Source organism: Micromonospora sp. DH13, from assembly GCF_020873825.1.
In the GTDB taxonomy this organism is placed as follows: Bacteria; Actinomycetota; Actinomycetes; order Mycobacteriales; family Micromonosporaceae; genus Micromonospora; species Micromonospora haikouensis.
Genome location: NZ_JAHWGR010000034.1, coordinates 60,037 through 82,387, shown reverse-complemented (window position 1 = coordinate 82,387; position 22,351 = coordinate 60,037). Strand labels below are relative to the sequence as shown.

Below are 22,351 nucleotides of genomic sequence, written 5' to 3'. Positions count from 1 at the left end.
CTTGACGCTTTTCTCTTGATCACCGGGCCGGGGCCTGGGCCCGGGGAGGGGGTGAGGTGGTGGTTGGGGTTCAGTGCTGTGGGGCAGGCTTGCCGTCAGTCCACAAGGACTCGAAGTGCTCGACGTACCGGTCGAACGCTCCTCCGTCCTGCCGTCGTCGCAGGTGCAGCGTCACGGAGTCCTGCCCGAGCCCCGCCCCGATGTGCGTGGCGACTATGGCCTCCTCGTCGAAGACCCACACGGACATCGCGAGATGACGGGTAGAGAACCGGACCGGAATCGTGGCACCGACCTTGCTGAGCTCTGCGCGCGTCATCGCGATGCGAGTCGACAGCGTGAGCGGAGTCGCTTCGATCCTCTCTCGCTCGGCCGTGACCGGGCTGTCCGGGTCCCCGAGCAGGAATCGCAGGTCGGCTCCGGCGCTGGCTTTCGCTTCGAGCGTGGCGGAGATGCCGGGCACCTCCAGCCAGAGAAAGTAGCTGGTGTATCCACCGAACCAGAGCCGAGAACTGGCCTGCCCGATGGCATCACGGAACGCCGGCCGGGGCAGGTCTGCGCGGCGTGGATAGATGCCTATCAGTTCGCGATCGCTTCCGACCTTCACGGCACGTCGGATCATCTCAGGCCACAGCACCCTCACATCCTCGCCCGACACCTCGGCTGCTCGCACTCTGCAACGAGGGTGAGGGACAGCCCTCGGCTGACCACCCTTCCACGGTCTTCACGTCCACATCGCGCTTTCGTCGAGGTCAGCGGAGGAAGGCCGGCTGTGTCGGCTCTCCTTGCCGCGTCAGGCGGCGATGAGGTCTTGTGCGTCTTGGCAGAACTGGCGGACGGCGGGCGTACGCCGGTATGGAGCCAGCGCGCCGACCAGATTGCGCACATGCTTGATGCACCTGGCAGAGGTGACCTGGCCGGTCAGGGTCTGGACGGCCTGGTCGCCGAGCGCGAGGGCCTTGTCCAGCTCGGGCTGCTCCTGCTGGACATAGGTGGTGGCGAGCAGAGCGTTTCGCAGTGCGCCCTCGCGGGTGTACTCGTTGCCCTGTAGCCGCAGGGCAGTGCGGAGATGATCGCGGGCGCGTGGCCAGTCTTCGAGCTTGACGAAGCAGTAGCCGGCCTGGGCATGTGCCTGCGCCTCGTTGATCCAGTACGACCAGTCCGGGTCGCCGTGCTCCGGCCTGCTGTCGGTGAACCTGCCGAATGCGTTGTCGAGCGCGCGCCGGGTGTCGGTCTCCGCCCTGTTGTTGGCGTACGCCTCGGCGGCGCGCAGGTCGAGTATCGTCGCCACCTTCGGGCTGGTGGTGGGGTAGCTGGCTCGCGCAGTTTCGGCGAGGGTGACAGCCTGGCGGAGCTGACCCAGGTCCTTGGCCTGGCAGGACATGAAGCCGAGGATGTTCGCGCCGAGCCCACGGTCGCCGGCGGCGTTGGCCTGGTAGAGGCCGGCGATCCAGAATCGCTGGGCCTGAGTGTGGTGACCGTCGTCGAAGGAGAGCCAGCCGGCGAGGCGCAGCAGCTCTCCGGCGGTGGCGTGGAGACGCCGACCGACGGTGTCGGTGTAGCTGCGCTCTTGCAGCGCCCCGACCACCACGCTCAGATGCTGGCGGACCAGCCCGAGGGTATGGCCGCTGCCGAGGTGGTCGTCCATGCGTCGCAGGCTGGCCGTCACCGCGTCCAGGTGGTCGACGACCTCGCCCGACAGGTGCCGGCCGGCGGTCGACGCGATGTCCGCTGGTGGTTGGGCGATCAGCCACTCGTGTGCCGGTGACGTGAGTGCGGAACCGAGCAGAGTGAGGAACATCCGTCGGTGCATCATTCCCTCAGATTCGTTCACCACCTCGGCTGCCCGCAAGGCCCCGGCTGAGGACCAGGGCAGATCCAGACCAGCGGAGGCGGGTGCTGCCTCGAACCCGTCGTCAGGCCAACCCAGTTCATCGAGACTGACCGTCCGCTGCAACTGCTCGGACAGCAGCGCTGTGGTCAGCGCCGGCCAGGGACTGCGGGGAACATCGCCCCTCTTCCACTTGTACGGCGTCTTGGGGTGCAGCCGTTCGGTGCGTCCGTGCCGTTCAGCGCACTCGTTGAGGCGTCGAGCGAGCTGTTCGGGCTGCCAGCCCACCTCAGCCAGCAAGCGCGCGATCGCCTCTCCGCTGGTTGCCACCCTCTGCCCCCTCGCGCGTACTGGTGCCTGCACGGACAGTAGCTGACGCGTTCGCTGGCGGGTGGGAGCGGCACTGATCCGCACCGATAGGCACCACGCGCACCTACCTTCGTCGCCACGGGGACGGGGTCAACTGGACACATCGGAACGAGCGGTGTCCCCGTCCGGCTGCGGTTGTCCGGCTGGGGCATGGAATGTCCTGTCCAACCTCGTCAGAAAGCGAAGGGCCTCGTGATCTCCGATGCCGTGTCGGTCGTGTTCGGTGGGCTGGTGCCGGGTTTCCTGCTCGGGCTGCTCGCGTTCCGGGTGAAGTCCCGTTGGTGTCCCCGCTGTGGCGAGTCCACCCTGGCCATGCCGCCGGTGGAGCAGGACAGATGAGTGGTCGCGACGATGTGCCGGTCGGGCGGCGGATGGCGGAGCTGCGGGCCCGGCGGGGGATGAGTCAGCAGGTCTTCGCCGACCGGATCGGCAGGTCCAAGAGCTGGGTCGACAGGGTCGAACGAGGCGTACGCACCCTCGACCGGCTCTCCGTCATCGAGACCGTCGCCGGGGCGCTGGGGGTCGCCCCGAACGTCCTGCTCGCGGACAAGCCCCGTCGGAAACCCGGCACCGACGTCAGCGTGGCCGTGGAACGCATCCGGGCGGCGCTGGCCCGCCACGACCCGCCCGACGCCGACGGCCCCACCGTCCGGCAGCTCGACGACCAGGCCGGATACGCCTGGGCCGCCTACCGCAAGGGCCACCATCCGCAGGTGCTTCGCACGCTGCCCGACCTGCTCGCCGCCATCCGGCACGCCCACCACACCCCGACCGGGGACGCGTCCGCCCCCGATCCGCTCGTCCGCGTCTACCGGCTCGCCGCCCAGACGCTGGTCAAGCTCGGTGAACCCCACCTCGGCCTGCTGGCCGCAGATCGCGCCATGATGGCCGCTACTGGAGATCCGCACCGCACCGGGCTCGCCGCCGTCTCCTTTGCCCAGGCGCTGCGCGCCCTACGCCGGGGCCGCCTCGCGAAGGCCGCCGCGCTCAGCGCCGTACACCAGCTCGACCGGACGCCGTCGCGCGCCTTCCTGCCGGACGGACCGGGACTGACCGGGACCCTGTTGATCGAGGCCGCCCTCGCCGCCGCCACCTGTGGTGACGCCGCCACCGCCCACGATCTCACCGAACGCGCCGTCGACCTCGCTGCCGCCCACGGCAACCGGCAGTACGACGGCGACGGCGTCGCCTTCGGCCCGGTCGCTGTCACCCTCGCCCGTGCCCTGGCCGCCACCCACCTCGGCGACCACCATCGTGCCGTCACGCTCCACCGTCACGCCGCCAACAGCGAGGGGTGGCACCGGCTCCCCGCCGAGCATCGCGCCGCCCACCTCATCGACATCGCCCGCGCCCACCTCGACCTCGGCGACCCGGCGGCTGCCGGCCGTGCTCTCCTCACCGCCGACCGCCTCGCCCCCGCCGAGACTCGCACCCGCTCCGCCGCCAGGGTCGCCCTCACCACGATTCTTCGCACCGGTCCCACCCCCGCCGACGTCACCCGCCTGGCCGCCGTCCTCGGCCTGACCCGGCAGTAGGCGCCAGACCTTGGACAGCTGCTGTCAGCCGGGCGGACAGCAAGCGTCCAAGCTCTCGTCTGCTGCGGGGCGTGGCGTGCGGGCGGCGCGTCCGTAGGGCGGGACACGGTGGGCGGCCCGGTGGGACGTAACCCGGGCGTGACAGACTTGCCCACGTGTTGCGCTGGTTGACTGCAGGTGAATCGCACGGTCCCGCCCTCGTCGCGATGCTGGAGGGCGTGCCCGCCGGGATCGAGGTGACCACCGGCGAGATCGCCGGTGAGCTGGCCCGCCGCCGGCTCGGCTACGGCCGGGGTGCCCGGATGGCCTTCGAGCAGGACGTCGTCGAGATTATCGGCGGGCTCCGGCACGGCGTCACCCTCGGCAGCCCCGTCGCCATCCGGGTCGGCAACTCCGAGTGGCCCAAGTGGCAGACGGTGATGGCCGCCGACCCGGTGGACCCCGACGAGCTGGCCCGGCAGGCCCGCAACGCGCCGCTGACCCGCCCGCGTCCGGGCCACGCCGATCTCGCCGGCATGCAGAAGTACGGCCACACCGACGCCCGGCCGATCCTGGAGCGGGCCAGCGCGCGGGAGACCGCCGCCCGGGTCGCCGTCGGCACCGTGGCGAAGGCCCTGGTGAAGCAGGCCCTCGGCATCGAGATCGTCTCGCACGTCGTGGAGCTGGGCCCGGTCGCCGCGAAGCCGGGGCTGCGCCCCACGCCCGAGGACGCCGAGCGCATCGACGCCGACCCGCTGCGCTGCCTCGACTCCGACGCGAGCGCCCGGATGGTCGCCGAGGTCGACGCCGCGAAGAAGGCCGCCGACACGCTGGGCGGCGTGGTCGAGGTGCTGGCGTACGGGGTGCCGCCGGGCCTGGGCAGCCACGTGCAGTGGGACCGCAAGCTCGACGCCCGGCTCGCCACGGCGCTGATGTCGATCCAGGCGATCAAGGGCGTGGAGATCGGCGACGGCTGGTTGCAGGCCCGCTCCCGTGGCTCGGAGGCGCACGACGAGATCGTGCCGACCGCGACCGGGGTGCGCCGGGTGACCGACCGGGCCGGCGGCTTGGAGGGCGGCATCACCACCGGCGAGCCGCTGCGGGTGAAGGCGGCGATGAAGCCGATCTCGTCGCTGAACCGGGCCCTGGCCACGGTCGATGTGACCACGGGGGAGCCGGCGACCGCCATCAACCAGCGCTCCGACGTGTGCGCCGTGCCGGCCGCCGCCGTGGTCGCCGAGGCGATGGTGGCGCTGGTGCTCGCCGAGGCCGCCGTGGAGAAGTTCGGCGGCGACTCGGTGGCCGAGATGCGCCGCAACCTGGCCGGCTACCTCGACTCCCTGGTGATCCGGTGAGCGCCTCTCCCGGTGATGATGCGGTGAGCCGCAGTGGTGACCCGGTCGGCCGGACGCGGCCGGTGGTCGTCCTCGTCGGGTCGCCCGGCTCCGGGAAGACCACCGTCGGGGAGACCCTCGCCGCGCAGCTTGGGGTCGAGTTCCGCGACACCGACGCCGACATCGAGGCGATGGCCGGCAAGCCGATCCCGGAGATCTTCGTCGACGAGGGCGAGGACCACTTCCGCGCACTGGAGCGGGCCGCCACCGCCGCGGCGCTGACCTCCTGCGCCGGGGTGCTCGCCCTCGGCGGCGGCGCGGTGCTCGCCGAGGAGAACCGCGCCGCCCTGGTCGGGCACACCGTGGTGCACCTGAGCGTCGAGCTGGCCGACGCGGTGAAGCGGGTCGGGCTGGGTGCCGGCCGGCCGCTGCTGGCGATCAACCCGAGGGCGACGCTGAAACACCTGATGGACCAGCGCCGCCCGCTCTACGCCGAGGTGTCGACCGCGACGGTGGTCACCGACGGGCGTACGCCGGAGGAGATCGCCGCCGAGGTCGCCGCCCTGCTCAAGCCCTGAGATCGCCGCCCTGCTCCCCGCTCCCGGTCGCCCGGCCTACTTCATGGAGCTGAGCAGCCCGAGCTCCGGCTCCAGCGCGCCGTCCTGACCCAGCGACAGGAAGTCGGCCTCGACCGCCGCGCGGTCGAGCACCCCCGCGCGCACCGCGTGGTAGCGCACGACCGACCAGACGAAGACGTCGAGGCTGTCGAAGCGGGTGCCGCCCTCGACGACCTCCTCCTCGTGGAACCAGAGGCCGACCTGCCCGTTGGCGAGCACCACGTGCAGGTTGCCGCCCCCGTCGGCGCCGATCGAGTAGACGTCGTCGTCGGTGAGCACCGTCTCGTAGTCGGCGTCCAGGATCCCGCAGTCGTTGCCGGCGAAGTCGAACCCGTAGGACCAGTCGTAGATGTCCAGGAACTGGGGCATGCGCCCCGACCGTACGCGCTGGTCGAACGCCGCCAGGGCGGTGGCCGCCGGCGGCGGGAGCCGGTCGAGCATCGGCGCGACCGGCCGGGTCCCGGCGGGAACCGTGACGGGCGGGCGGTCGGCGAACCAGCGGGCGAGGTCGGCGTCGAGCCCGTCGGCGACGTAGCCGACGAGGTCGTCAGGGGTGAGGGTCACCGGCGGATGCTAACCGGCCCCACCGACACGCGACGGTGCCTTACCTGCGGACGCCAGGTGGCGAGCAGGGCCAGCGCCAGGGCGATCTCGGCCAGGTCGCCGCCGTAGTACATGACCGTCGCGCCGGCGCGCAGCTGCTCGGGCGGGGCGGGGACGTCCACGGCGAGTCCCGCGTACAGCAGTTGGGCCAGGGCGGCGTGGGCGGCCACGGCGACCCCGAGCACCACGAGCCGCGCCGGCACCCGGGGGCGGTGCGGGCCGGGGTCGGGGCCGGCGACCGACCAGGCGAAGAGCAGCCCGGAGAGCAGGAAGTGCAGGTGCACCAGGTGGTGCAGGACCGGGTGCGCCAGCGTCGCCCGGTACAGCGGCGTCAGATACAGCACGTACAGCCCGCCGGCGGTGAGCGCGAGGCCGGTCACCGGGTGGGCGAGCGCGGCGAGGGCGGGGCGGCGCAGCAGCCGCACCAGGGCCCGGCCGCGCCGCCGGTCGATGCTGCGCAGCGCCAGGGTGACCGGCGCGCCGAGCACCAGCCCGAGCGGCGCGAGCATGCCGACCAGCAGGTGCTGCCAGGCGTGCGCGGCGAAGCCGCCGGCCGGCAGGGCCAGCCCCACCGCCAGCAGGCCGGCCCCCGCGCCGAAGGCCGCCGTGCGCCGGTGCGGCCAGCCGCCGCCGTCGGGCCCGCGCTGCCGCAGCGCGGCGGCGAGATAGACCCAGAAGATCACCAGGGGTACGAGCAGCGCCGGCCCCGGCGCGTACCCGTCGTGCCCGCCGTGGCTGCCTCCTCCCACTGCCAGGCCCCCGATCATCGTGGGGTCACCGGCGGTCGGCGCAGACGTCCACGATCGTGCCGCGGCGCTGCACCAGCCAGCCTGCGGCGACCAACGCCGCCCCGAGCGTCAGGAACCCGAGGTCCCACCACGTCCGGTACGCGCCCTCGCGCACGTGGTGGATGCCGAGCAGGTGGTGGTCGACGATCCCCTCGACGAGGTTGAACAACCCCCAGCCGACCAGCGCCCAGCCCCACAGCACGGGGGAGCGCCATAGCCGGCCCCGCGACCCGGTGACCCGGGAGTAGAGCAGGGCCAGGCCGGTCAGCACCGCCACCCAGGTCACCACGTGGAAGATCCCGTCCCACAGGGTGTTCATCTCCAGGCCGGGCATGGTGTCCACCGGGTACGCCTTCACCCCGACGTTGTCGCTGCCGGTGCCGCTGAGCATGTGGTGCCACTGGAGCACCTGGTGCAGCACGATGCCGTCGGCGAAGCCGCCGAGGCCGATGCCGAGGATCGTGGCGGGCAGCCGGATGTCGGTGCCCTCGGTGCCCTTGGTGCTGGGTGTGCTGCTCATCGCGGGGTACCTCCGCCTCGTCGGCCGGCCCGTGCCGGAAGACGTCGCCCGTGCCGGAGACGCCGTCCGTGCCGGAGACGCCGCCGTGCTGAGAACGTCGTCCGGGTCCGGACCGTCGCCTGTGCTGGAAACGCTGCCCCCGCTCTGCCCGGCTAAACGCCGCCGGCCGCCGCCGGTGACGTGGCGGCCGGCGACCCGTCGTGCGCCGGCGACCCGTCGTGCGGCGGAGTCGCGCCGTGCGTGGGCGTCGTGCCGCGCGTGGTGTTAGGAAGGGGCCCTTCCTATACAGAAAGCGTTAACAAGGTGCCCTTCCTTGCACCTGCCCCGCCACGGAGTGGACAGGCGGCGTCGTGGGGGCCGTGGCTGGACTAGGCTGCCGGGCGATGGACGAGGTGACCCGGATTCCGGTCGGCGGCGAGCGGCCGTACGACGTGTTGGTGGGACGCGACCTGCTCGATTCGCTCCCGACGTTGCTGCCCGGCGCGACCCGGGTGGCGGTGCTGCACGCGCCGCCGCTGAAGGGGCTGGCCGACGCGATCGGCGCGCGCCTGGCGGCGGCCGGGGCGGCCCCCCTGCTGGTGGAGGTGCCGGACGCCGAGGCGGGCAAGGCCATCGAGGTGGCCGCCGCGTGCTGGGACCGGCTCGGCGAGGCGGGCTTCACCCGCACCGACGCGGTGGTGGGGGTGGGCGGCGGCGCGGTCACCGACCTGGCCGGCTTCGTCGCGGCCTGCTGGCTGCGCGGGGTGCGCTGGGTGCCGGTGGCGACGTCGCTGCTGGGCATGGTCGACGCGGCGGTGGGCGGCAAGACGGGGATCAACACGGCGGCCGGCAAGAACCTCGTGGGCGGCTTCCACCCGCCGGTCGGGGTGCTGTGCGACCTCGCGGTGCTCGACAGCCTCCCGCCGGCCGACCTGGCGGCGGGGCTGGCCGAGGTGGTCAAGTGCGGGTTCATCGCCGACCCGGTGATCCTCGACCTGGTCGAGCGGGACCGGGCGGCGGCGACGGACCCGACGTCGCCGGTGGTCCGGGAGCTGATCGAGCGGGCGATCCGGGTGAAGGCCGACGTGGTCTCCGGCGACCTGCGCGAGTCCGGGGTGCGCGAGGTGCTCAACTACGGCCACACCCTGGCCCACGCGATCGAGAAGGTGGAGGGGTACCGCTGGCGGCACGGGCACGCCGTGTCCGTCGGCCTGGTCTACGCGGGGGAGCTGGCCCGGCTGGCGGGCCGGCTGGACCCGGAGACCACGGCGCGGCACCGCACGGTGCTGACGGCGCTGGGGCTGCCGACGGCGTACCGGGCCGACGCGTGGCCGCAGCTGCTGGCCGCGATGCGGGTGGACAAGAAGAGCCGCGGCTCGCTGCTGCGGTTCGTGGTGCTCGACGCGCTGGCCCGCCCGGCGATCCTGGAGGGCCCGGACGACGAGCTGCTGCACGCCGCCTACCGGGAGGTCTCCTCATGAGGGTGTACGTGCTCAACGGGCCGAACCTGGGTCGGCTGGGCACCCGCCAGGTCGACGTGTACGGGGCGACCAGCTACGCCGACCTGGTGGGACTCTGCGAGGCGACCGGCCGGGAGCTGGGGCTGGACGTGACGGTGCGGCAGACCGACGCCGAGCACGAGCTGGTGGGCTGGCTGCACGAGGCGGCCGACGAGCAGGCGGCGGTGGTGCTCAACCCGGCGGCCTGGTCGCACTACTCGATCGCGGTGCGGGACGCCTGCGCCCTTCTGCGCGCCCCGCTGGTGGAGGTGCACATCTCCAACATCCACGCCCGGGAGGAGTTCCGCGCGCACTCGGTGGTCTCGGCGGTGGCGACGGGGGTGATCTGCGGGTTGGGCGTGGACGGCTACCGGCTCGCCCTGCACCACCTGGCGGCCCGCGCGGGCGCGGGAACGACCGGCGGCTGACGGCGGGTACGGCCGGCGGCGGCAGCTAGTAGACTTGCCAGGTCTGTCCGCCAATTGATGATCAAGGCAGGAAATGGCCACCACCAACGACCTGAAGAACGGCCTGGTACTCAACCTCGACGGGGAGCTCTGGGCCGTCGTAGAGTTCCAGCACGTCAAGCCCGGTAAGGGTGGCGCCTTCGTGCGTACCACGCTGAAGAACGTGCTGTCCGGCAAGGTGGTCGACAAGACCTTCAACGCGGGCACCAAGGTCGAGACCGCGACCGTGGACAAGCGCACGATGCAATACCTCTACGCCGACGGCGAGGACTACGTCTTCATGGATCTGGAGACGTTCGACCAGATCACCGTCCCCGGGGGCACCGTCGGCGAGGCCGCCAACTACCTCCTGCCGGAGGCCGAGGCGACCGTCGCCACCCACGAGGGCGTGCCGCTCTACATCGAGCTGCCGACCTCCGTGGTGTTGGAGATCACCTACACGGAGCCGGGCCTGCAGGGCGACCGGTCCACCGGCGGCAACAAGCCGGCGACGGTCGAGACCGGCGCGACCGTGCAGGTGCCGCTCTTCATCACCACCGGCGAGAAGATCAAGGTCGACACCCGCGACGGCCGTTACCTCGGCCGCGCCTGATGGCCGAGGGGCCCAAGCAGCAGATGCCGGCGCGCCGCAAGGCGCGCAAGCGGGCGCTGGACGTGCTCTTCGAGGCCGACCTGCGCGACCGGCCGCCGGTGGAGGTGCTCGCCGGCTACGTCGAGCGGATCGAGAAGCCCCATCCGGAGCACCTGGGGTACGCGGTCGGCCTCGTCGAGGGGGTGGCCGCGCACCTGGACCGGATCGACGAGCTGATCGCCAGCTACGCCGAGGGGTGGACGCTGGACCGGATGCCGGCGGTGGACCGCAACCTGGCCCGCATCGCCGTCTACGAGCTGCTCTACGTCGACGAGCTCGACGACGCGGTGGCGATCAGCGAGGCCGTCGAGCTGGCCCGGCAGATGTCGACCGACGACTCGCCGCGCTTCCTCAACGGGGTGCTCGGCCGGATCGCCGAGTACGCCACCCGCTGACCGCCGCCCCTCGGGGCGCCGGCCGGTGTGGCGGTGTCGAAAAGGGCCCGTGCCTGCGGCACGGGCCCTTTCGGCGTGACCTTTGTCAGGGCGCGAGGAGCGCCCCTGGGCGCGTCAGGACGCGAAGAACGCCCGCGGGTCGGCGACGAGCACGCCGTGCTCGGTGAGGCGCTCGATCAGCCCGGACGGCGAGGCGTCGTAGACGATCGCCAGGGCGCGCAGGTCGTCGGCGCGGATGGAGAGCACCCGGCCGTTGTAGTCGCCCCGCTGCTGCTGGATGGCGCGGGCGTACCGGGCGACGTAGGCCAGGTCCTCGGAGGCGTCGTCGTAGAGCCGCTCCAGGTCCAGGACGATCTTGCTGGTGGGCTCGTGTCGCACCCCGCTGCCGTCGGGCAGCAGCTCGGAGACGGGCACCCGGTAGAAGTCGGCCAGCTCGGCCAGGCGGGACACCGTGACGGCGCGGTCACCGCGCTCGTACGAGCCGACCACCACGGCCTTCCACCGCCCGTTGGACTTCTCCTCCACTCCCTGCAGGGACAGGCCCTGCTGCTGGCGGATGGAGCGCAGGCGGGCGCCCAGCGACTTGGCGTATTCAGAGGGCATTCGGACACTCCCAGTGCTGCTCGGGGTTCACCCCGCGATCGCTACGGAGCGTGACGGTACGGGGATTGCGACAACTGGTCAAGTGGTCGTGACCCTACCGTTGGGCTGGGCGGGTGGAGTTATCCCGATTCGCCAGCCTGATTCTGGGGTCAGTGCCGGCGTCGGCCCCTCCCATGACCGCTGGTAACGTGGCATGCAGCCCCCGCCCGGGTCGCCCGCGGCCCGCCGGAGGCGTCAGACGTCCTTTAACGACCCGTCCCGTGAGGCGGGGAAGGAGGTCCGCCGTGGCCTACCCGTCGGCTGCCCACACGTCGCCACCGCGACAACCCTCGGTGAAGGTGATCCTCGCCGCAGCGGACGTCTCGCGCGTGGTCGACCGCATCGCACACCAGATCCTCGAGAAGACCCAGGGCGCCGCCGACACGGTGCTGCTCGGGATTCCCACCCGCGGGGTGCCGCTCGCCCGGCGGCTCGCCGCCCGGATCGGCACCTTCGAGGACGTCGCCGTCCCGGCCGGCGTGCTCGACATCACCCTCTACCGCGACGACCTGCGCCGGCACGCCACCCGCGCGGTCGGCCCGACCCAGCTCCCGGCCGGCGGGATCGACGGCAAGCGGGTCGTCCTCGTCGACGACGTCCTCTTCTCCGGCCGCACCGTCCGGGCCGCCCTCGACGCGCTCAGCGACGTGGGCCGCCCCGCCTCGGTGCAGCTCGCCGTCCTGGTCGACCGCGGCCACCGGCAGCTGCCGATCCGCGCCGACTACGTCGGCAAGAACATCCCGACGGCGCTGGCCGAGAACGTGAAGGTCACCCTCGCCGAGACCGACGGCGCCGACGAGGTCAGGCTGTACGGGGAGGCGACCGCCGCATGATCCGCCACCTGCTCTCCGGCGCCGACCTGGACGCCGCCACCGCCACTCTGATCCTGGACACCGCCGCCGAGATGGCCACGGTCGCCGGCCGCGAGGTCAAGAAGCTGCCCGCGCTGCGCGGGCGGACCGTGGTGAACCTCTTTTACGAGGACTCCACCCGCACCCGGATCTCGTTCGAGGCGGCGGCGAAGCGGCTCAGCGCCGACGTGATCAACTTTTCGGCCAAGGGCTCCAGCGTGACCAAGGGCGAGAGCCTGAAGGACACCGCGCTCACCCTCCAGGCGATGGGGGCCGACGCGGTCGTCGTCCGGCACCCCGCCTCGGGCGCCCCGCACCGGCTGGCCGACTGGGTCGACGGGTCGGTGGTCAACGCCGGCGACGGCACCCACGAGCACCCCACCCAGGCGCTGCTCGACGCGTACACGATGCGGGCCCGGCTGGGTCGGCTCGCCGGCCTGCACGTCGCGGTCGTCGGGGACGTGCTGCACTCCCGGGTCGCCCGCTCCAACGTGCTGCTGCTGTCCACCCTCGGGGCGAAGGTCACCCTGGTCGGGCCGCCCACGCTGATCCCCGTCGACATCGCGCAGGCCCTCGCGCCCGGCATCGACGTCTCCTACGACCTCGACGCCGTGCTGCCGAACGTGGACGTGGTGATGATGCTGCGGGTGCAGCGGGAGCGGATGACCGACTCCTACTTCCCCTCGGCCCGCGAGTACGCCCGCCGCTACGGGCTCGACGCGCCCCGGATGCGCCGGTTGCCGGAGCACGCGATCGTCATGCACCCCGGGCCGATGAACCGGGGCATGGAGATCACGCCCGAGGTCGCCGACTCGCCCCGCTCCACCATCGTCGAACAGGTCGCCAACGGGGTCTCCGTGCGGATGGCCGTCCTCTACCTGCTGCTCGGGGGGAACAACCTGTGACCGCGTACCTGATCACCAACGTGAGCGTCGTCGGCGCCGCGCCGACGGACCTGCTGATCCGCGACGGCGTCGTCGCCGAGACCGGCGCCGGCCTCACCGCGCCCGACGCCACGCAGGTCGACGGCACCGGGCTGGTCGCCCTGCCCGGCCTGGTCGACCTGCACACCCACCTGCGCGAGCCGGGCCGCGAGGACGCCGAGACCGTGGAGTCCGGCTCCCGGGCGGCGGCGCTCGGCGGCTACACGGCGGTCTGCGCGATGGCGAACACCTCCCCGGTCGCCGACACCGCCGGCGTGGTCGAGCAGGTCTGGCGGCTCGGCCGGGAGGCCGGGCTGGTCGACGTGCAGCCGATCGGCGCGGTCACCGTCGGTCTGGCCGGCGAGCGCCTGGCCGAGCTGGGCGCGATGGCCGACTCCGCGGCCCGGGTGCGGATCTTCTCCGACGACGGGCACTGCGTCGCCGACCCGAAGCTGATGCGCCGGGCGCTGGAGTACGTCAAGGCGTTCGACGGGATCATCGCCCAGCACGCCGAGGAGCCCCGGCTCACCGAGGGCGCGCAGATGCACGAGGGCGAGGTGTCCACCCGGCTCGGGCTGACCGGCTGGCCGGCGGTCGCCGAGGAGGCGATCATCGCCCGGGACGTGCTGCTCGCCGAGCACGTCGGCAGCCGCCTGCACGTCTGCCACGTCTCCACCGCCGGCAGCGTCGAGGTGCTGCGCCAGGCCAAGGCCCGGGGGGTACGCGTCACCGCCGAGGTGACCCCGCACCACCTGCTGCTGACGGACGCGGTCGTGAGCGGGAGGAGTGAGCTTGCCAGCCCCGCACTCGCGAACAACTGGAGCCCCGCCGGAGCCTACGACCCGGTGTTCAAGGTCAACCCGCCGCTGCGCACGGCCACCGACATCGCCGCGCTGCGCGCCGCGCTGGCCGAGGGTGTGATCGACGTCATTGCCACCGACCACGCCCCGCACGCCGTGGAGGACAAGGAGTGCGAGTGGGCGTACGCCCGGCCGGGCATGCTCGGCCTGGAGACGGCGTTGTCGATCGCCCTGGACGTGCTCGGCCCGCAGTGGGACCTGATCGCCGAGCGCATGTCGCGCGCCCCGGCCCGCATCGCCGGGCTCGACGGCCACGGCGTCGACCCGGCCCCCGGCGTGCCGGCCAACCTGACCCTGGTCGACCCGGCGGCCCGCCGGGTGATCGAGCCCGCGGAGCTGGCCAGCCGCAGTCGCAACACCCCGTACGCCCGCATGACGCTGCCGGGTCGCATCGTGGCGACCTTCCTGCGCGGCGAGCCGACGGTCCTGGACGGAAAGGCTGTTAACTAATATGGAGAAGCGCAGGAGCGCGATCCTGGTCCTGGAGGACGGGCGTACGTTCCACGGCGAGGCGTACGGCAGCGTCGGCGAGACGTTCGGCGAGGCGGTCTTCAACACCGGCATGACCGGCTACCAGGAGACCCTGACCGACCCGTCCTACCACCGGCAGGTGGTGGTGCAGACCGCCCCGCACATCGGCAACACCGGCGTCAACGCCGAGGACGACGAGTCCGCCCGGATCTGGGTCGCCGGCTACGTGGTGCGCGACCCGGCCCGGGTCCCCTCGAACTGGCGGTCCACCGGCACGCTGGCCGACCGGCTCGCCGCCGAGGGCGTGGTCGGCATCAGCGGCGTGGACACCCGGGCGCTGACCCGGCACCTGCGCGAGCGCGGCGCGATGCGGGTCGGCATCTCCAGCGTCGACGACGACCCGCGCGCCCTGCTGGCCCGGGTCCGCCAGTCGCCGCAGATGGTCGGCGCGGACCTCTCCGCCGAGGTGAGCACCGCGCAGCCGTACGTCGTCGAGGCCGAGGGCACCCACCGGTTCACGGTGGCCGCCCTGGACCTGGGCATCAAGCGCAACGTGCCGCGCCGGCTCGCCGCGCGCGGCGTCACCACCCACGTGCTGCCCGCCGGGTCGAGCATCGACGACCTGCTCGCCACCGGCGCGGACGCCGTCTTCTTCTCGCCCGGTCCGGGCGACCCGGCGACCGCCGACGGCCCGGTGGGGCTGGCCCGGGAGGTGCTGACCCGGCGGATCCCGCTGTTCGGCATCTGCTTCGGCAGCCAGATCCTCGGCCGGGCGCTGGGCTTCGGCACCTACAAGCTCGGCTACGGCCACCGGGGCATCAACCAGCCGGTGCTCGACCGGGCCACCGGCAAGGTCGAGGTGACCAGCCACAACCACGGCTTCGCGGTCGCCTGGCCGGGCCGCGAACAGGAGCCCGGCGCCGGGCAGGGCGCGGTCGTGCCCGACCAGGTGATCGACACCGAGTTCGGCGGCGTCGAGGTGTCGCACGTCTGCCTCAACGACAACGTGGTCGAGGGGCTGCGGGCGCTCGACGTGCCCGCCTTCACCGTCCAGTACCACCCGGAGGCGGCGGCCGGCCCGCACGACGCGGACTACCTGTTCGACCGATTCGCCGAGCTGATCGAGGGCCGTGCCCCCGACCAGCGGCCCAGCGAGGGCCGGAGCAACAGCGAGGGGCGCGCGCATGCCTAAGCGGACCGATCTCAAGCACATCATGGTGATCGGCTCGGGGCCGATCGTCATCGGGCAGGCCTGCGAGTTCGACTACTCCGGCACCCAGGCGTGCCGGGTGCTGCGCAGCGAGGGGGTCCGGGTCAGCCTGGTCAACTCCAACCCGGCGACGATCATGACGGACCCGGAGTTCGCCGACGCCACGTACGTCGAGCCGATCACCCCGGAGTTCGTCGAGCTGGTCATCGCCAAGGAGCGCCCCGACGCGCTGCTGCCCACCCTCGGCGGGCAGACCGCGCTGAACACGGCGGTCGCCCTGCACGCGGCGGGCGTGCTCGACAAGTACGGCGTCGAGCTGATCGGCGCGAACATCGAGGCGATCAACCGGGGCGAGGACCGGCAGCTGTTCAAGGACATCGTCGCCAAGGCGGGCGTACGCCTGGGGCTGGCCGACCCGGCGGGCCTGGTGCCCCGCTCGCGGGTCTGCCACTCGATGGCCGAGGTCGAGGCGACGGTCGCCGAGCTGGGCCTGCCGGTGGTGATCCGGCCGTCGTTCACGATGGGCGGCCTCGGCTCCGGCATGGCGCACACCGACGCCGACCTGCAGCGCATCGCCGGTGCGGGCCTGGCCGCCAGCCCCGTGCACGAGGTGCTCATCGAGGAGAGCGTCCTCGGCTGGAAGGAGTACGAGCTCGAACTGATGCGCGACCGCCACGACAACGTGGTGGTCGTCTGCTCGATCGAGAACGTCGACCCGATGGGCGTGCACACCGGCGACAGCGTGACCGTCGCCCCGGCGATGACGCTGACCGACCGGGAGTACCAGAACCTGCGCGACCTCGGCATCGCGGTGCTGCGCGAGGTCGGGGTGGACACCGGCGGCTGCAACATCCAGTTCGCGGTGAACCCGGCCGACGGCCGGATCGTGGTGATCGAGATGAACCCCCGGGTGTCGCGCTCGTCGGCCCTGGCCTCGAAGGCGACCGGCTTCCCGATCGCGAAGATCGCCGCGAAGCTGGCCATCGGCTACACCCTCGACGAGATCCCCAACGACATCACGTTGAAGACCCCGGCGGCGTTCGAGCCGACCCTGGACTACGTGGTGGTGAAGATCCCCCGGTTCGCGTTCGAGAAGTTCCCCGGCGCGGACCCGGAGCTGACCACCACCATGAAGTCGGTCGGCGAGGCGATGAGCCTCGGGCGCAACTTCACGGAGGCGCTCAACAAGGCGATGCGCTCGATGGAAACCAAGGCGTCGGGCTTCTGGACCACCCCGGACCCGGAGGGTGCGACGAAGGAGAACACGCTCGCCGCGCTGGGCACGCCGCACGACGGCCGGCTCTACACCGTGGAGCGGGCGCTGCGGCTCGGCGCGTCGGTCGCGGAGGTCTCCGCCGCGTCCGGCGGGATCGACCCGTGGTTCCTGGACCAGATCGCCTCGCTGGTGGAGCTGCGCGCCGAGATCGTCGACGCCCCGGTGCTCGACGTGGACCTGCTGCGCCGCGCCAAGCGGGCCGGCCTGTCCGACCGGCAGCTCGCCGCGCTGCGCCCCGAGCTGGCCGCCGAGGACGGCGTACGCACCCTGCGCCACCGGCTCGGCGTCCGCCCGGTCTACAAGACGGTGGACACCTGCGCCGCCGAGTTCGAGGCGACCACGCCCTACCACTACTCGACGTACGACTCGGAGACCGAGGTCGCGCCGTCGGCCCGGCCCAAGGTGATCATCCTGGGCTCGGGGCCGAACCGGATCGGCCAGGGCATCGAGTTCGACTATTCGTGTGTGCACGCCGTCCAGGCGCTGCGCGCCGCGCCCGTCGGGTCGGCCGCGGCCGGTGGTGGCGGCTACGAGACCGTCATGGTCAACTGCAACCCGGAGACCGTGTCGACGGACTACGACACGGCCGACCGGCTCTACTTCGAGCCGCTGACCTTCGAGGACGTCCTGGAGGTCTGGCACTCCGAGGACTCGTCCGGCAAGGCGGCCGGCGGGCCGGGCGTGGTCGGGGTGGTCGTGCAGCTCGGCGGGCAGACCCCGCTGGGCCTGGCGCAGCGGCTGAAGAACGCGGGCGTGCCGATCGTGGGCACCTCCCCGGAGTCGATCCACCTGGCCGAGGAGCGCGGCGCGTTCGGCGCGGTGCTGGCGCGGGCCGGGCTGCGCGCCCCGGCGCACGGCATGGCCACCTCCTACGAGGAGGCGAAGGCGATCGCCGCCGAGATCGGCTACCCGGTGCTGGTCCGCCCGTCCTACGTGCTCGGCGGGCGGGGCATGGAGATCGTCTACGACGACCCGACGCTGCGCGACTACATCGGGCGGGCCACCGACATCTCCCCGGACCACCCGGTGCTGGTGGACCGGTTCCTCGACGACGCCATCGAGATCGACGTGGACGCCCTCTGCGACGCCGACGGCGAGGTCTACCTCGGCGGGGTGATGGAGCACATCGAGGAGGCCGGCATCCACTCCGGCGACTCGTCCTGCGTGCTGCCGCCGATGACGCTGGCCGGCTCGCACCTGGCGCAGGTGCGCCGCTACACCGAGGCCATCGCCCGGGGCGTGGGGGTGCGCGGCCTGCTCAACGTCCAGTACGCCCTCAAGGACGACGTGCTGTACGTGCTGGAGGCCAACCCCCGCGCGTCGCGGACGGTGCCGTTCGTGTCGAAGGCCACGGCGGTGCCGCTGGCCAAGGCGGCGGCCCGGATCGCGCTCGGCGCGACGGTCGCCGAGCTGCGCGCCGAGGGGCTGCTCCCGCCGACGGGCGACGGCGGCACCCTGCCGGCCGACGCGCCGATCGCGGTGAAGGAGGCGGTGCTGCCGTTCAAGCGGTTCCGCACCCCGACCGGCAAGGGCGTCGACTCGCTGCTGGGCCCGGAGATGAAGTCCACCGGCGAGGTGATGGGCATCGACACCAAGTTCGGGCACGCCTTCGCCAAGAGCCAGTCCGCCGCGTACGGGTCGCTGCCGACGTCCGGGCGGATCTTCGTCTCGGTGGCCAACCGGGACAAGCGCGGGATGATCTTCCCGATCAAGCGCCTGGCCGACCTGGGCTTCGAGATCGTGGCGACCGCCGGCACGGCGGAGGTGCTGCGCCGGCACGGCATCGCCTGCGAGCAGATCCGCAAGCACTACGAGGCCGGGGCGGGCGCCGACGCGGTGTCGATGATCCTCGCCGGCGACGTGGCGCTGGTGGTGAACACGCCGCAGGGTTCCGGGGCGAGCGCCCGTTCCGACGGCTACGAGATCCGCAGCGCGGCCGTGACGGCGGACATCCCGTGCATCACCACGGTGCCCGGCGCGGCGGCGGCGGTGATGGGCATCGAGGCCCGCATCCGCGGCGACATGACCGTGCGTCCCCTCCAGGACCTGCACGCCACCCTGCGGGCCGCCCAGTGACCGCCGGGACGCCGGGGAGCGCCCGGTGATCTTCGAGCGGGTGGTGCGGCCCGGCCTGTTCCGCCTCGGCGGCGGCGACGCCGAGGCCGCCCACGAGTGGACGCTGCGCCGGCTGGCCGCTGTGTCGCGCTCGCCGGTGGCGCTCGCCGCGCTGCGGGCCCGCTACGCCGTGCGGGCGCCCCGGACGGTGTTCGGGGTGGACTTCCCGAACCCGGTGGGGCTGGCCGCCGGGATGGACAAGGACGGCGCGGCGCTGCCGGCGTGGCCGGCGCTGGGCTTCGGCTTCGTCGAGGTCGGCACGGTCACCGCGCACGCACAGCCGGGCAACCCCCGGCCCCGGCTGTTCCGGCTGCGCGACAGCGAGGCCGTGGTCAACCGGATGGGCTTCAACAACGCCGGGGCGCGGGCCCTGGCGGACCGGCTGGCGGCGCTGCCCCGCCCGGTGGGCGCGCCGCTGGGCATCTCGCTGGGCAAGTCCAAGGTGACCCCGCTGGACGAGGCCGTGGAGGACTACCTCGCCTCCTACCGGGCGCTGCGCGACCACGGCGACTACTTCGCCGTGAACGTCTCCTCGCCCAACACGCCGGGCCTGCGCTCGTTGCAGGACCGCGCCCACCTGGACGCGTTGCTGGCGGCCCTGGTGGGGGAGAAGCCGGTGCTGGTGAAGATCGCCCCGGACCTCACCGAGCCGGCGATCGCCGAGCTGCTGGAGGTCTGCCTCGACCGGGGGGCGGCCGGGGTGATCGCCACCAACACGACCCTGGCCCGCGACGGGCTCGCCCCCGCCGACCGGGAGCGCGGCGGGCAGGCGGGCGGCCTGTCGGGGCGTCCGCTGGCCGCGCGCGCCCGCGCGGTGGTGTCGTTCGTCCACCGGGAGACCGGCGGGCGGCTGCCGGTGATCGGCGTGGGCGGCATCGTCGACCCCGACGCCGCCGCGCGCATGTTCGACGCCGGGGCGGCCCTGGTGCAGCTCTACACCGGCTTCATCTACCGGGGCCCCGGCCTCGTCCGCGCCGCCGCCCGGGCCGCCCGCCCGCTGCCCGCGCCGGTGCCGTCGGGCGGGCGGTCGTGACCGGGGAGCCGGCCACAGCGGGTCCCGCCGGGGGCCGGAGGGGGCGCGGGTGACGCCGGAGGAGATCCTCGCCGCCGACCGGGAACACGTGTGGCACCCGTACGCGCCGCTGCCCCCCGCGACGCCCCCGTACGTGGTGGCGGGCGCGCGGGGGGTACGGCTGCGGCTGGCCGACGGGCGGGAACTGGTGGACGGGATGTCGTCGTGGTGGGCGGCGATCCACGGCTACCGGCACCCGGTGCTGGACGCGGCGGTCGTCGACCAGCTCGGCCGGATGAGCCACGTGATGTTCGGCGGGCTCACCCACGAGCCGGCCGTGCGCCTGGCGCAGACGCTGGTCGAGCTGGCTCCGGAGGGGCTGGAACGGGTCTTCCTGTGCGACTCGGGCTCGGTGAGCGTCGAGGTGGCGGTGAAGATGTGCCTGCAGTACCAGCGGGCGCTCGGGCGGCCGGAGCGCCGGCGGCTGGGCACCTGGCGGGGCGGCTACCACGGCGACACCTTCCACCCGATGAGCGTGTGCGACCCCGAGGGCGGCATGCACCACCTGTGGGGCGACGTGCTGCCCCGGCAGGTCTTCGCGCCCGTGCCGCCGGCCGGCTTCGACGCCCCGCCCGACCCCGCGTACTGCGCGGCGCTGGCCGACGCGGTGGCGCGGCACGCGCACGAGCTGGCCGCCGTGATCGTGGAGCCGGTGGTCCAGGGCGCGGGCGGGATGCGCTTCCACCACCCGCACTACCTGCGGGTGCTGCGCGAGGTGACCCGCGCCCACGGGGTGCTGCTGGTCTTCGACGAGATCGCCACCGGCTTCGGCCGCACCGGCACGATGTTCGCCGCCGAGCACGCCGGGGTGAGCCCCGACGTCCTCTGCGTCGGCAAGGCGCTCACCGGCGGCTACCTGACGCTGGCCGCCGCGCTGTGCACGGCGGACGTGGCGGCGGGCATCTCCCGCGACGGGGTGCTCGCGCACGGGCCCACGTTCATGGCCAACCCGCTCGCCTGTGCGGTCGCGAACGCCTCCATCGGCCTGCTGCGGGCCGGAGACTGGGCGGCCGAGGTGTCGAGGGTGGGCGCGGCCCTGCGCGCCGGCCTGGAGCCGCTGCGGGGCGCCCCCGGGGTGACGGACGTCCGCGTGCTGGGCGCGATCGGGGTGGTCCAGCTCGACCACGAGGTGGACCTGGCGGCGGCGACCGCCGCGGCGGTGGACCGGGGGGTGTGGCTGCGGCCGTTCCGCGACCTGGTCTACGCCATGCCGCCGTACGTCGCCGACGACGCGGACGTCGCCCGGATCGCCGCCGGGATGGCCGCCGCCGTGGCGGCCGGCTGACCGGCGTTCCCGGGCGGCCGCGCGGGGTGGCCGCATGACCGTGATCGGACAGGCGTGGCGCGCCGGCGGACGCCGGGCGCCCGGAGGAGTCGAGAGGAAGAGGCGCGGATGGAGACCTTCGGTGACCGGTTGCACCGGGCGATGGCGCAGCGCGGTCCGCTCTGCGTGGGCATCGACCCGCACCCGGGGCTGCTGACCCGCTGGGGGCTGACGGACGACGTCGACGGTCTGGAGCGGTTCTGCCGCACCGTGGTGGAGGCCCTAGGCGACCAGGTTGCGGTGGTCAAGCCCCAGTCGGCGTTCTTCGAGCGCTTCGGAGCGCGGGGCGTGGCGGTGCTAGAGTCAACTATCCGACAGTTGCGGGATTGTGGCTCGCTCGTTCTGCTCGACGTCAAGCGCGGAGACATCGGCTCCACCGTCGCCGCGTACGCCTCCGCGTACCTTGATCCATCCAGCCCGCTGTATGTCGACGCGGTCACCGCGAGCCCCTACCTGGGAGTAATGTCGCTGGCCCCGATGTTCGAGCTCGCCGCCACGCACGGCGGCGGGGTGTTCGTCCTGGCGCTCACCTCCAACCCCGAGGGGGCCGCCGTGCAGCGCGCCGTGGGCGCCGACGGGCGCACCGTCGCGCAGGCGGTCATCGACGAGATTGCCCAGCTCAACCGGGGTGCGCAGACGCTGGGCAGCTTCGGTCTGGTGGTCGGGGCGACCATCGGCGACACCGGCCACGACCTGTCGGCGGTGCGCGGCCCGCTGCTCGCCCCGGGGCTCGGCGCGCAGGGCGCCACGGCCGCGGACCTACGGACCGTGTTCGGCGCGAGCCTGCCGTGGGTCCTGCCGTCGTACTCCCGCGAGGTGCTGCACGCCGGGCCCGACGTGGCCGCCCTGCGGGCCGCCGCACAGCGGGCCCTGGCCGACTGCAAGGCGGCCCTCGGCGGCTCCTGACTGAGTGACGGCTCGGTCATTTTGCCGTGGTCGTGGCGTGCCCACGTTGCCGAATGCGTCCGCGACCGCTAGTTTTCCCCGCGCTGGGAACCACGGACCCCTTTGGTTTCCGGCGACTCCACGTTTCACATCTGCGGCGTGGCGTCCCGCCCGTCGC

22 protein-coding genes are annotated in these 22,351 nt (G+C 73.1%); 16 read left to right on the top strand and 6 right to left on the bottom strand.

What is annotated here, in order from left to right; all coding sequences use genetic code 11:
• Positions 1–70 precede the first annotated feature (70 nt).
• The gene (locus LPA42_RS27005) at positions 71–670 is read right to left on the bottom strand and encodes an XRE family transcriptional regulator (protein WP_228986939.1); all 600 of its coding nucleotides are present in this window, start codon (positions 668–670) and stop codon (positions 71–73) included.
• Between the two features lie 120 nt (positions 671–790).
• Positions 791–2,158, bottom strand: coding sequence for a hypothetical protein (locus tag LPA42_RS27000; protein ID WP_228986938.1), 1,368 nt, complete (start codon positions 2,156–2,158; stop codon positions 791–793).
• A gap of 231 nt (positions 2,159–2,389) precedes the next feature.
• Between LPA42_RS27000 and LPA42_RS26995 the strand changes: the two genes are divergently transcribed.
• The 4 genes from LPA42_RS26995 to LPA42_RS26980 all read left to right on the top strand — a co-directional run bounded on the left by LPA42_RS26995 (position 2,390) and on the right by LPA42_RS26980 (position 5,623).
• Positions 2,390–2,536, top strand: a complete 147-nt coding sequence (locus LPA42_RS26995; RefSeq protein ID WP_228986937.1) for a hypothetical protein — start codon at positions 2,390–2,392, stop codon at positions 2,534–2,536.
• Positions 2,533–3,732: a helix-turn-helix domain-containing protein gene (locus LPA42_RS26990; RefSeq protein WP_077939400.1), complete on the top strand. Its 1,200-nt coding sequence runs from the start codon at positions 2,533–2,535 to the stop codon at positions 3,730–3,732. The genes LPA42_RS26995 and LPA42_RS26990 overlap by 4 nt, the downstream gene beginning before the upstream one ends.
• Before the next feature lie 155 nt (positions 3,733–3,887).
• Complete coding sequence (gene aroC / locus LPA42_RS26985; protein ID WP_077939401.1) at positions 3,888–5,066, top strand: chorismate synthase; 1,179 nt, start codon at positions 3,888–3,890, stop codon at positions 5,064–5,066.
• 23 nt (positions 5,067–5,089) lie between these two features.
• Positions 5,090–5,623, top strand: coding sequence for a shikimate kinase (locus LPA42_RS26980; RefSeq protein WP_077939402.1), 534 nt, complete (start codon positions 5,090–5,092; stop codon positions 5,621–5,623).
• A gap of 36 nt (positions 5,624–5,659) precedes the next feature.
• Here LPA42_RS26980 and LPA42_RS26975 read toward each other — a convergent pair whose 3' ends face one another.
• From LPA42_RS26975 to LPA42_RS26965, 3 genes are read right to left on the bottom strand one after another with little or no spacing between them, the layout of a single operon-like run.
• Positions 5,660–6,226, bottom strand: coding sequence for a hypothetical protein (locus tag LPA42_RS26975; protein WP_077939403.1), 567 nt, complete (start codon positions 6,224–6,226; stop codon positions 5,660–5,662).
• Positions 6,223–7,032, bottom strand: coding sequence for a cytochrome c oxidase assembly protein (locus tag LPA42_RS26970; RefSeq protein WP_077939404.1), 810 nt, complete (start codon positions 7,030–7,032; stop codon positions 6,223–6,225). The genes LPA42_RS26975 and LPA42_RS26970 overlap by 4 nt, the downstream gene beginning before the upstream one ends.
• A gap of 7 nt (positions 7,033–7,039) precedes the next feature.
• On the bottom strand, positions 7,040–7,573 hold the full coding sequence (locus LPA42_RS26965) for a DUF2243 domain-containing protein (RefSeq protein WP_077939405.1): 534 nt from the start codon (positions 7,571–7,573) through the stop codon (positions 7,040–7,042).
• 383 nt (positions 7,574–7,956) lie between these two features.
• On the opposite strand from LPA42_RS26965, the gene aroB reads away from it, so the two are divergent.
• The 4 genes from aroB (at position 7,957) to nusB (ending at position 10,544) form a co-directional block, all read left to right on the top strand.
• Complete coding sequence (gene aroB / locus LPA42_RS26960; protein ID WP_077939406.1) at positions 7,957–9,033, top strand: 3-dehydroquinate synthase; 1,077 nt, start codon at positions 7,957–7,959, stop codon at positions 9,031–9,033.
• Positions 9,030–9,479, top strand: coding sequence for a type II 3-dehydroquinate dehydratase (gene aroQ / locus LPA42_RS26955; protein WP_077939407.1), 450 nt, complete (start codon positions 9,030–9,032; stop codon positions 9,477–9,479). Before aroB ends, aroQ begins: the two co-directional genes overlap by 4 nt.
• A gap of 73 nt (positions 9,480–9,552) precedes the next feature.
• Positions 9,553–10,110, top strand: a complete 558-nt coding sequence (gene efp, locus LPA42_RS26950) for an elongation factor P (RefSeq protein WP_007075814.1) — start codon at positions 9,553–9,555, stop codon at positions 10,108–10,110.
• A gap of 23 nt (positions 10,111–10,133) precedes the next feature.
• Positions 10,134–10,544 carry a transcription antitermination factor NusB gene (gene nusB / locus LPA42_RS26945; protein ID WP_176734315.1) on the top strand — a complete coding sequence of 137 codons (411 nt, stop codon included), beginning with the start codon at positions 10,134–10,136 and terminating at the stop codon, positions 10,542–10,544.
• Between the two features lie 114 nt (positions 10,545–10,658).
• Here the strand turns inward: nusB and LPA42_RS26940 are convergent, their stop codons facing one another.
• A complete protein-coding gene (locus LPA42_RS26940) occupies positions 10,659–11,147 on the bottom strand; it encodes a transcriptional regulator (RefSeq protein WP_007075816.1) in 489 nt (162 codons plus the stop codon).
• Positions 11,148–11,431: 284 nt separating this feature from the next.
• On the opposite strand from LPA42_RS26940, the gene pyrR reads away from it, so the two are divergent.
• The 8 genes from pyrR (at position 11,432) to pyrF (ending at position 22,194) form a co-directional block, all read left to right on the top strand.
• Complete coding sequence (pyrR, locus tag LPA42_RS26935) at positions 11,432–12,019, top strand: bifunctional pyr operon transcriptional regulator/uracil phosphoribosyltransferase PyrR (RefSeq protein ID WP_043967965.1); 588 nt, start codon at positions 11,432–11,434, stop codon at positions 12,017–12,019.
• Complete coding sequence (locus LPA42_RS26930) at positions 12,016–12,942, top strand: aspartate carbamoyltransferase catalytic subunit (protein ID WP_043967966.1); 927 nt, start codon at positions 12,016–12,018, stop codon at positions 12,940–12,942. Before pyrR ends, LPA42_RS26930 begins: the two co-directional genes overlap by 4 nt.
• Positions 12,939–14,270 carry a dihydroorotase gene (locus LPA42_RS26925; protein WP_077939408.1) on the top strand — a complete coding sequence of 444 codons (1,332 nt, stop codon included), beginning with the start codon at positions 12,939–12,941 and terminating at the stop codon, positions 14,268–14,270. The genes LPA42_RS26930 and LPA42_RS26925 overlap by 4 nt, the downstream gene beginning before the upstream one ends.
• A gap of 1 nt (position 14,271) precedes the next feature.
• Positions 14,272–15,483, top strand: coding sequence for a glutamine-hydrolyzing carbamoyl-phosphate synthase small subunit (gene carA / locus LPA42_RS26920; RefSeq protein WP_077939409.1), 1,212 nt, complete (start codon positions 14,272–14,274; stop codon positions 15,481–15,483).
• Positions 15,476–18,853: a carbamoyl-phosphate synthase large subunit gene (gene carB / locus LPA42_RS26915; RefSeq protein ID WP_077939410.1), complete on the top strand. Its 3,378-nt coding sequence runs from the start codon at positions 15,476–15,478 to the stop codon at positions 18,851–18,853. The genes carA and carB overlap by 8 nt, the downstream gene beginning before the upstream one ends.
• Positions 18,854–18,878: 25 nt before the next feature.
• Positions 18,879–19,925 (top strand): quinone-dependent dihydroorotate dehydrogenase, encoded by a 1,047-nt coding sequence (locus LPA42_RS26910; RefSeq protein ID WP_077939411.1) that lies wholly within the window; start codon positions 18,879–18,881, stop codon positions 19,923–19,925.
• 49 nt (positions 19,926–19,974) lie between these two features.
• The gene (locus tag LPA42_RS26905) at positions 19,975–21,249 is read left to right on the top strand and encodes an adenosylmethionine--8-amino-7-oxononanoate transaminase (protein ID WP_077939412.1); all 1,275 of its coding nucleotides are present in this window, start codon (positions 19,975–19,977) and stop codon (positions 21,247–21,249) included.
• Between the two features lie 108 nt (positions 21,250–21,357).
• Complete coding sequence (pyrF, locus tag LPA42_RS26900; RefSeq protein ID WP_077939413.1) at positions 21,358–22,194, top strand: orotidine-5'-phosphate decarboxylase; 837 nt, start codon at positions 21,358–21,360, stop codon at positions 22,192–22,194.
• The last annotated feature ends 157 nt before the right edge of the window (positions 22,195–22,351 follow it).

Coding starts and splice junctions, on each gene's coding strand:
- LPA42_RS26990 (WP_077939400.1), top strand. CDS start 2,533: ATGAGTGGTCGCGACGATGTGCCGGTCGGGCGGCGGATGGCGGAGCTG.
- LPA42_RS26970 (WP_077939404.1), bottom strand. CDS start 7,032: ATGATCGGGGGCCTGGCAGTGGGAGGAGGCAGCCACGGCGGGCACGAC.
- LPA42_RS26965 (WP_077939405.1), bottom strand. CDS start 7,573: ATGAGCAGCACACCCAGCACCAAGGGCACCGAGGGCACCGACATCCGG.
- aroB (WP_077939406.1), top strand. CDS start 7,957: ATGGACGAGGTGACCCGGATTCCGGTCGGCGGCGAGCGGCCGTACGAC.
- aroQ (WP_077939407.1), top strand. CDS start 9,030: ATGAGGGTGTACGTGCTCAACGGGCCGAACCTGGGTCGGCTGGGCACC.
- efp (WP_007075814.1), top strand. CDS start 9,553: ATGGCCACCACCAACGACCTGAAGAACGGCCTGGTACTCAACCTCGAC.
- nusB (WP_176734315.1), top strand. CDS start 10,134: ATGCCGGCGCGCCGCAAGGCGCGCAAGCGGGCGCTGGACGTGCTCTTC.
- LPA42_RS26940 (WP_007075816.1), bottom strand. CDS start 11,147: ATGCCCTCTGAATACGCCAAGTCGCTGGGCGCCCGCCTGCGCTCCATC.
- LPA42_RS26930 (WP_043967966.1), top strand. CDS start 12,016: ATGATCCGCCACCTGCTCTCCGGCGCCGACCTGGACGCCGCCACCGCC.
- carA (WP_077939409.1), top strand. CDS start 14,272: ATGGAGAAGCGCAGGAGCGCGATCCTGGTCCTGGAGGACGGGCGTACG.
- carB (WP_077939410.1), top strand. CDS start 15,476: ATGCCTAAGCGGACCGATCTCAAGCACATCATGGTGATCGGCTCGGGG.
- pyrF (WP_077939413.1), top strand. CDS start 21,358: ATGGAGACCTTCGGTGACCGGTTGCACCGGGCGATGGCGCAGCGCGGT.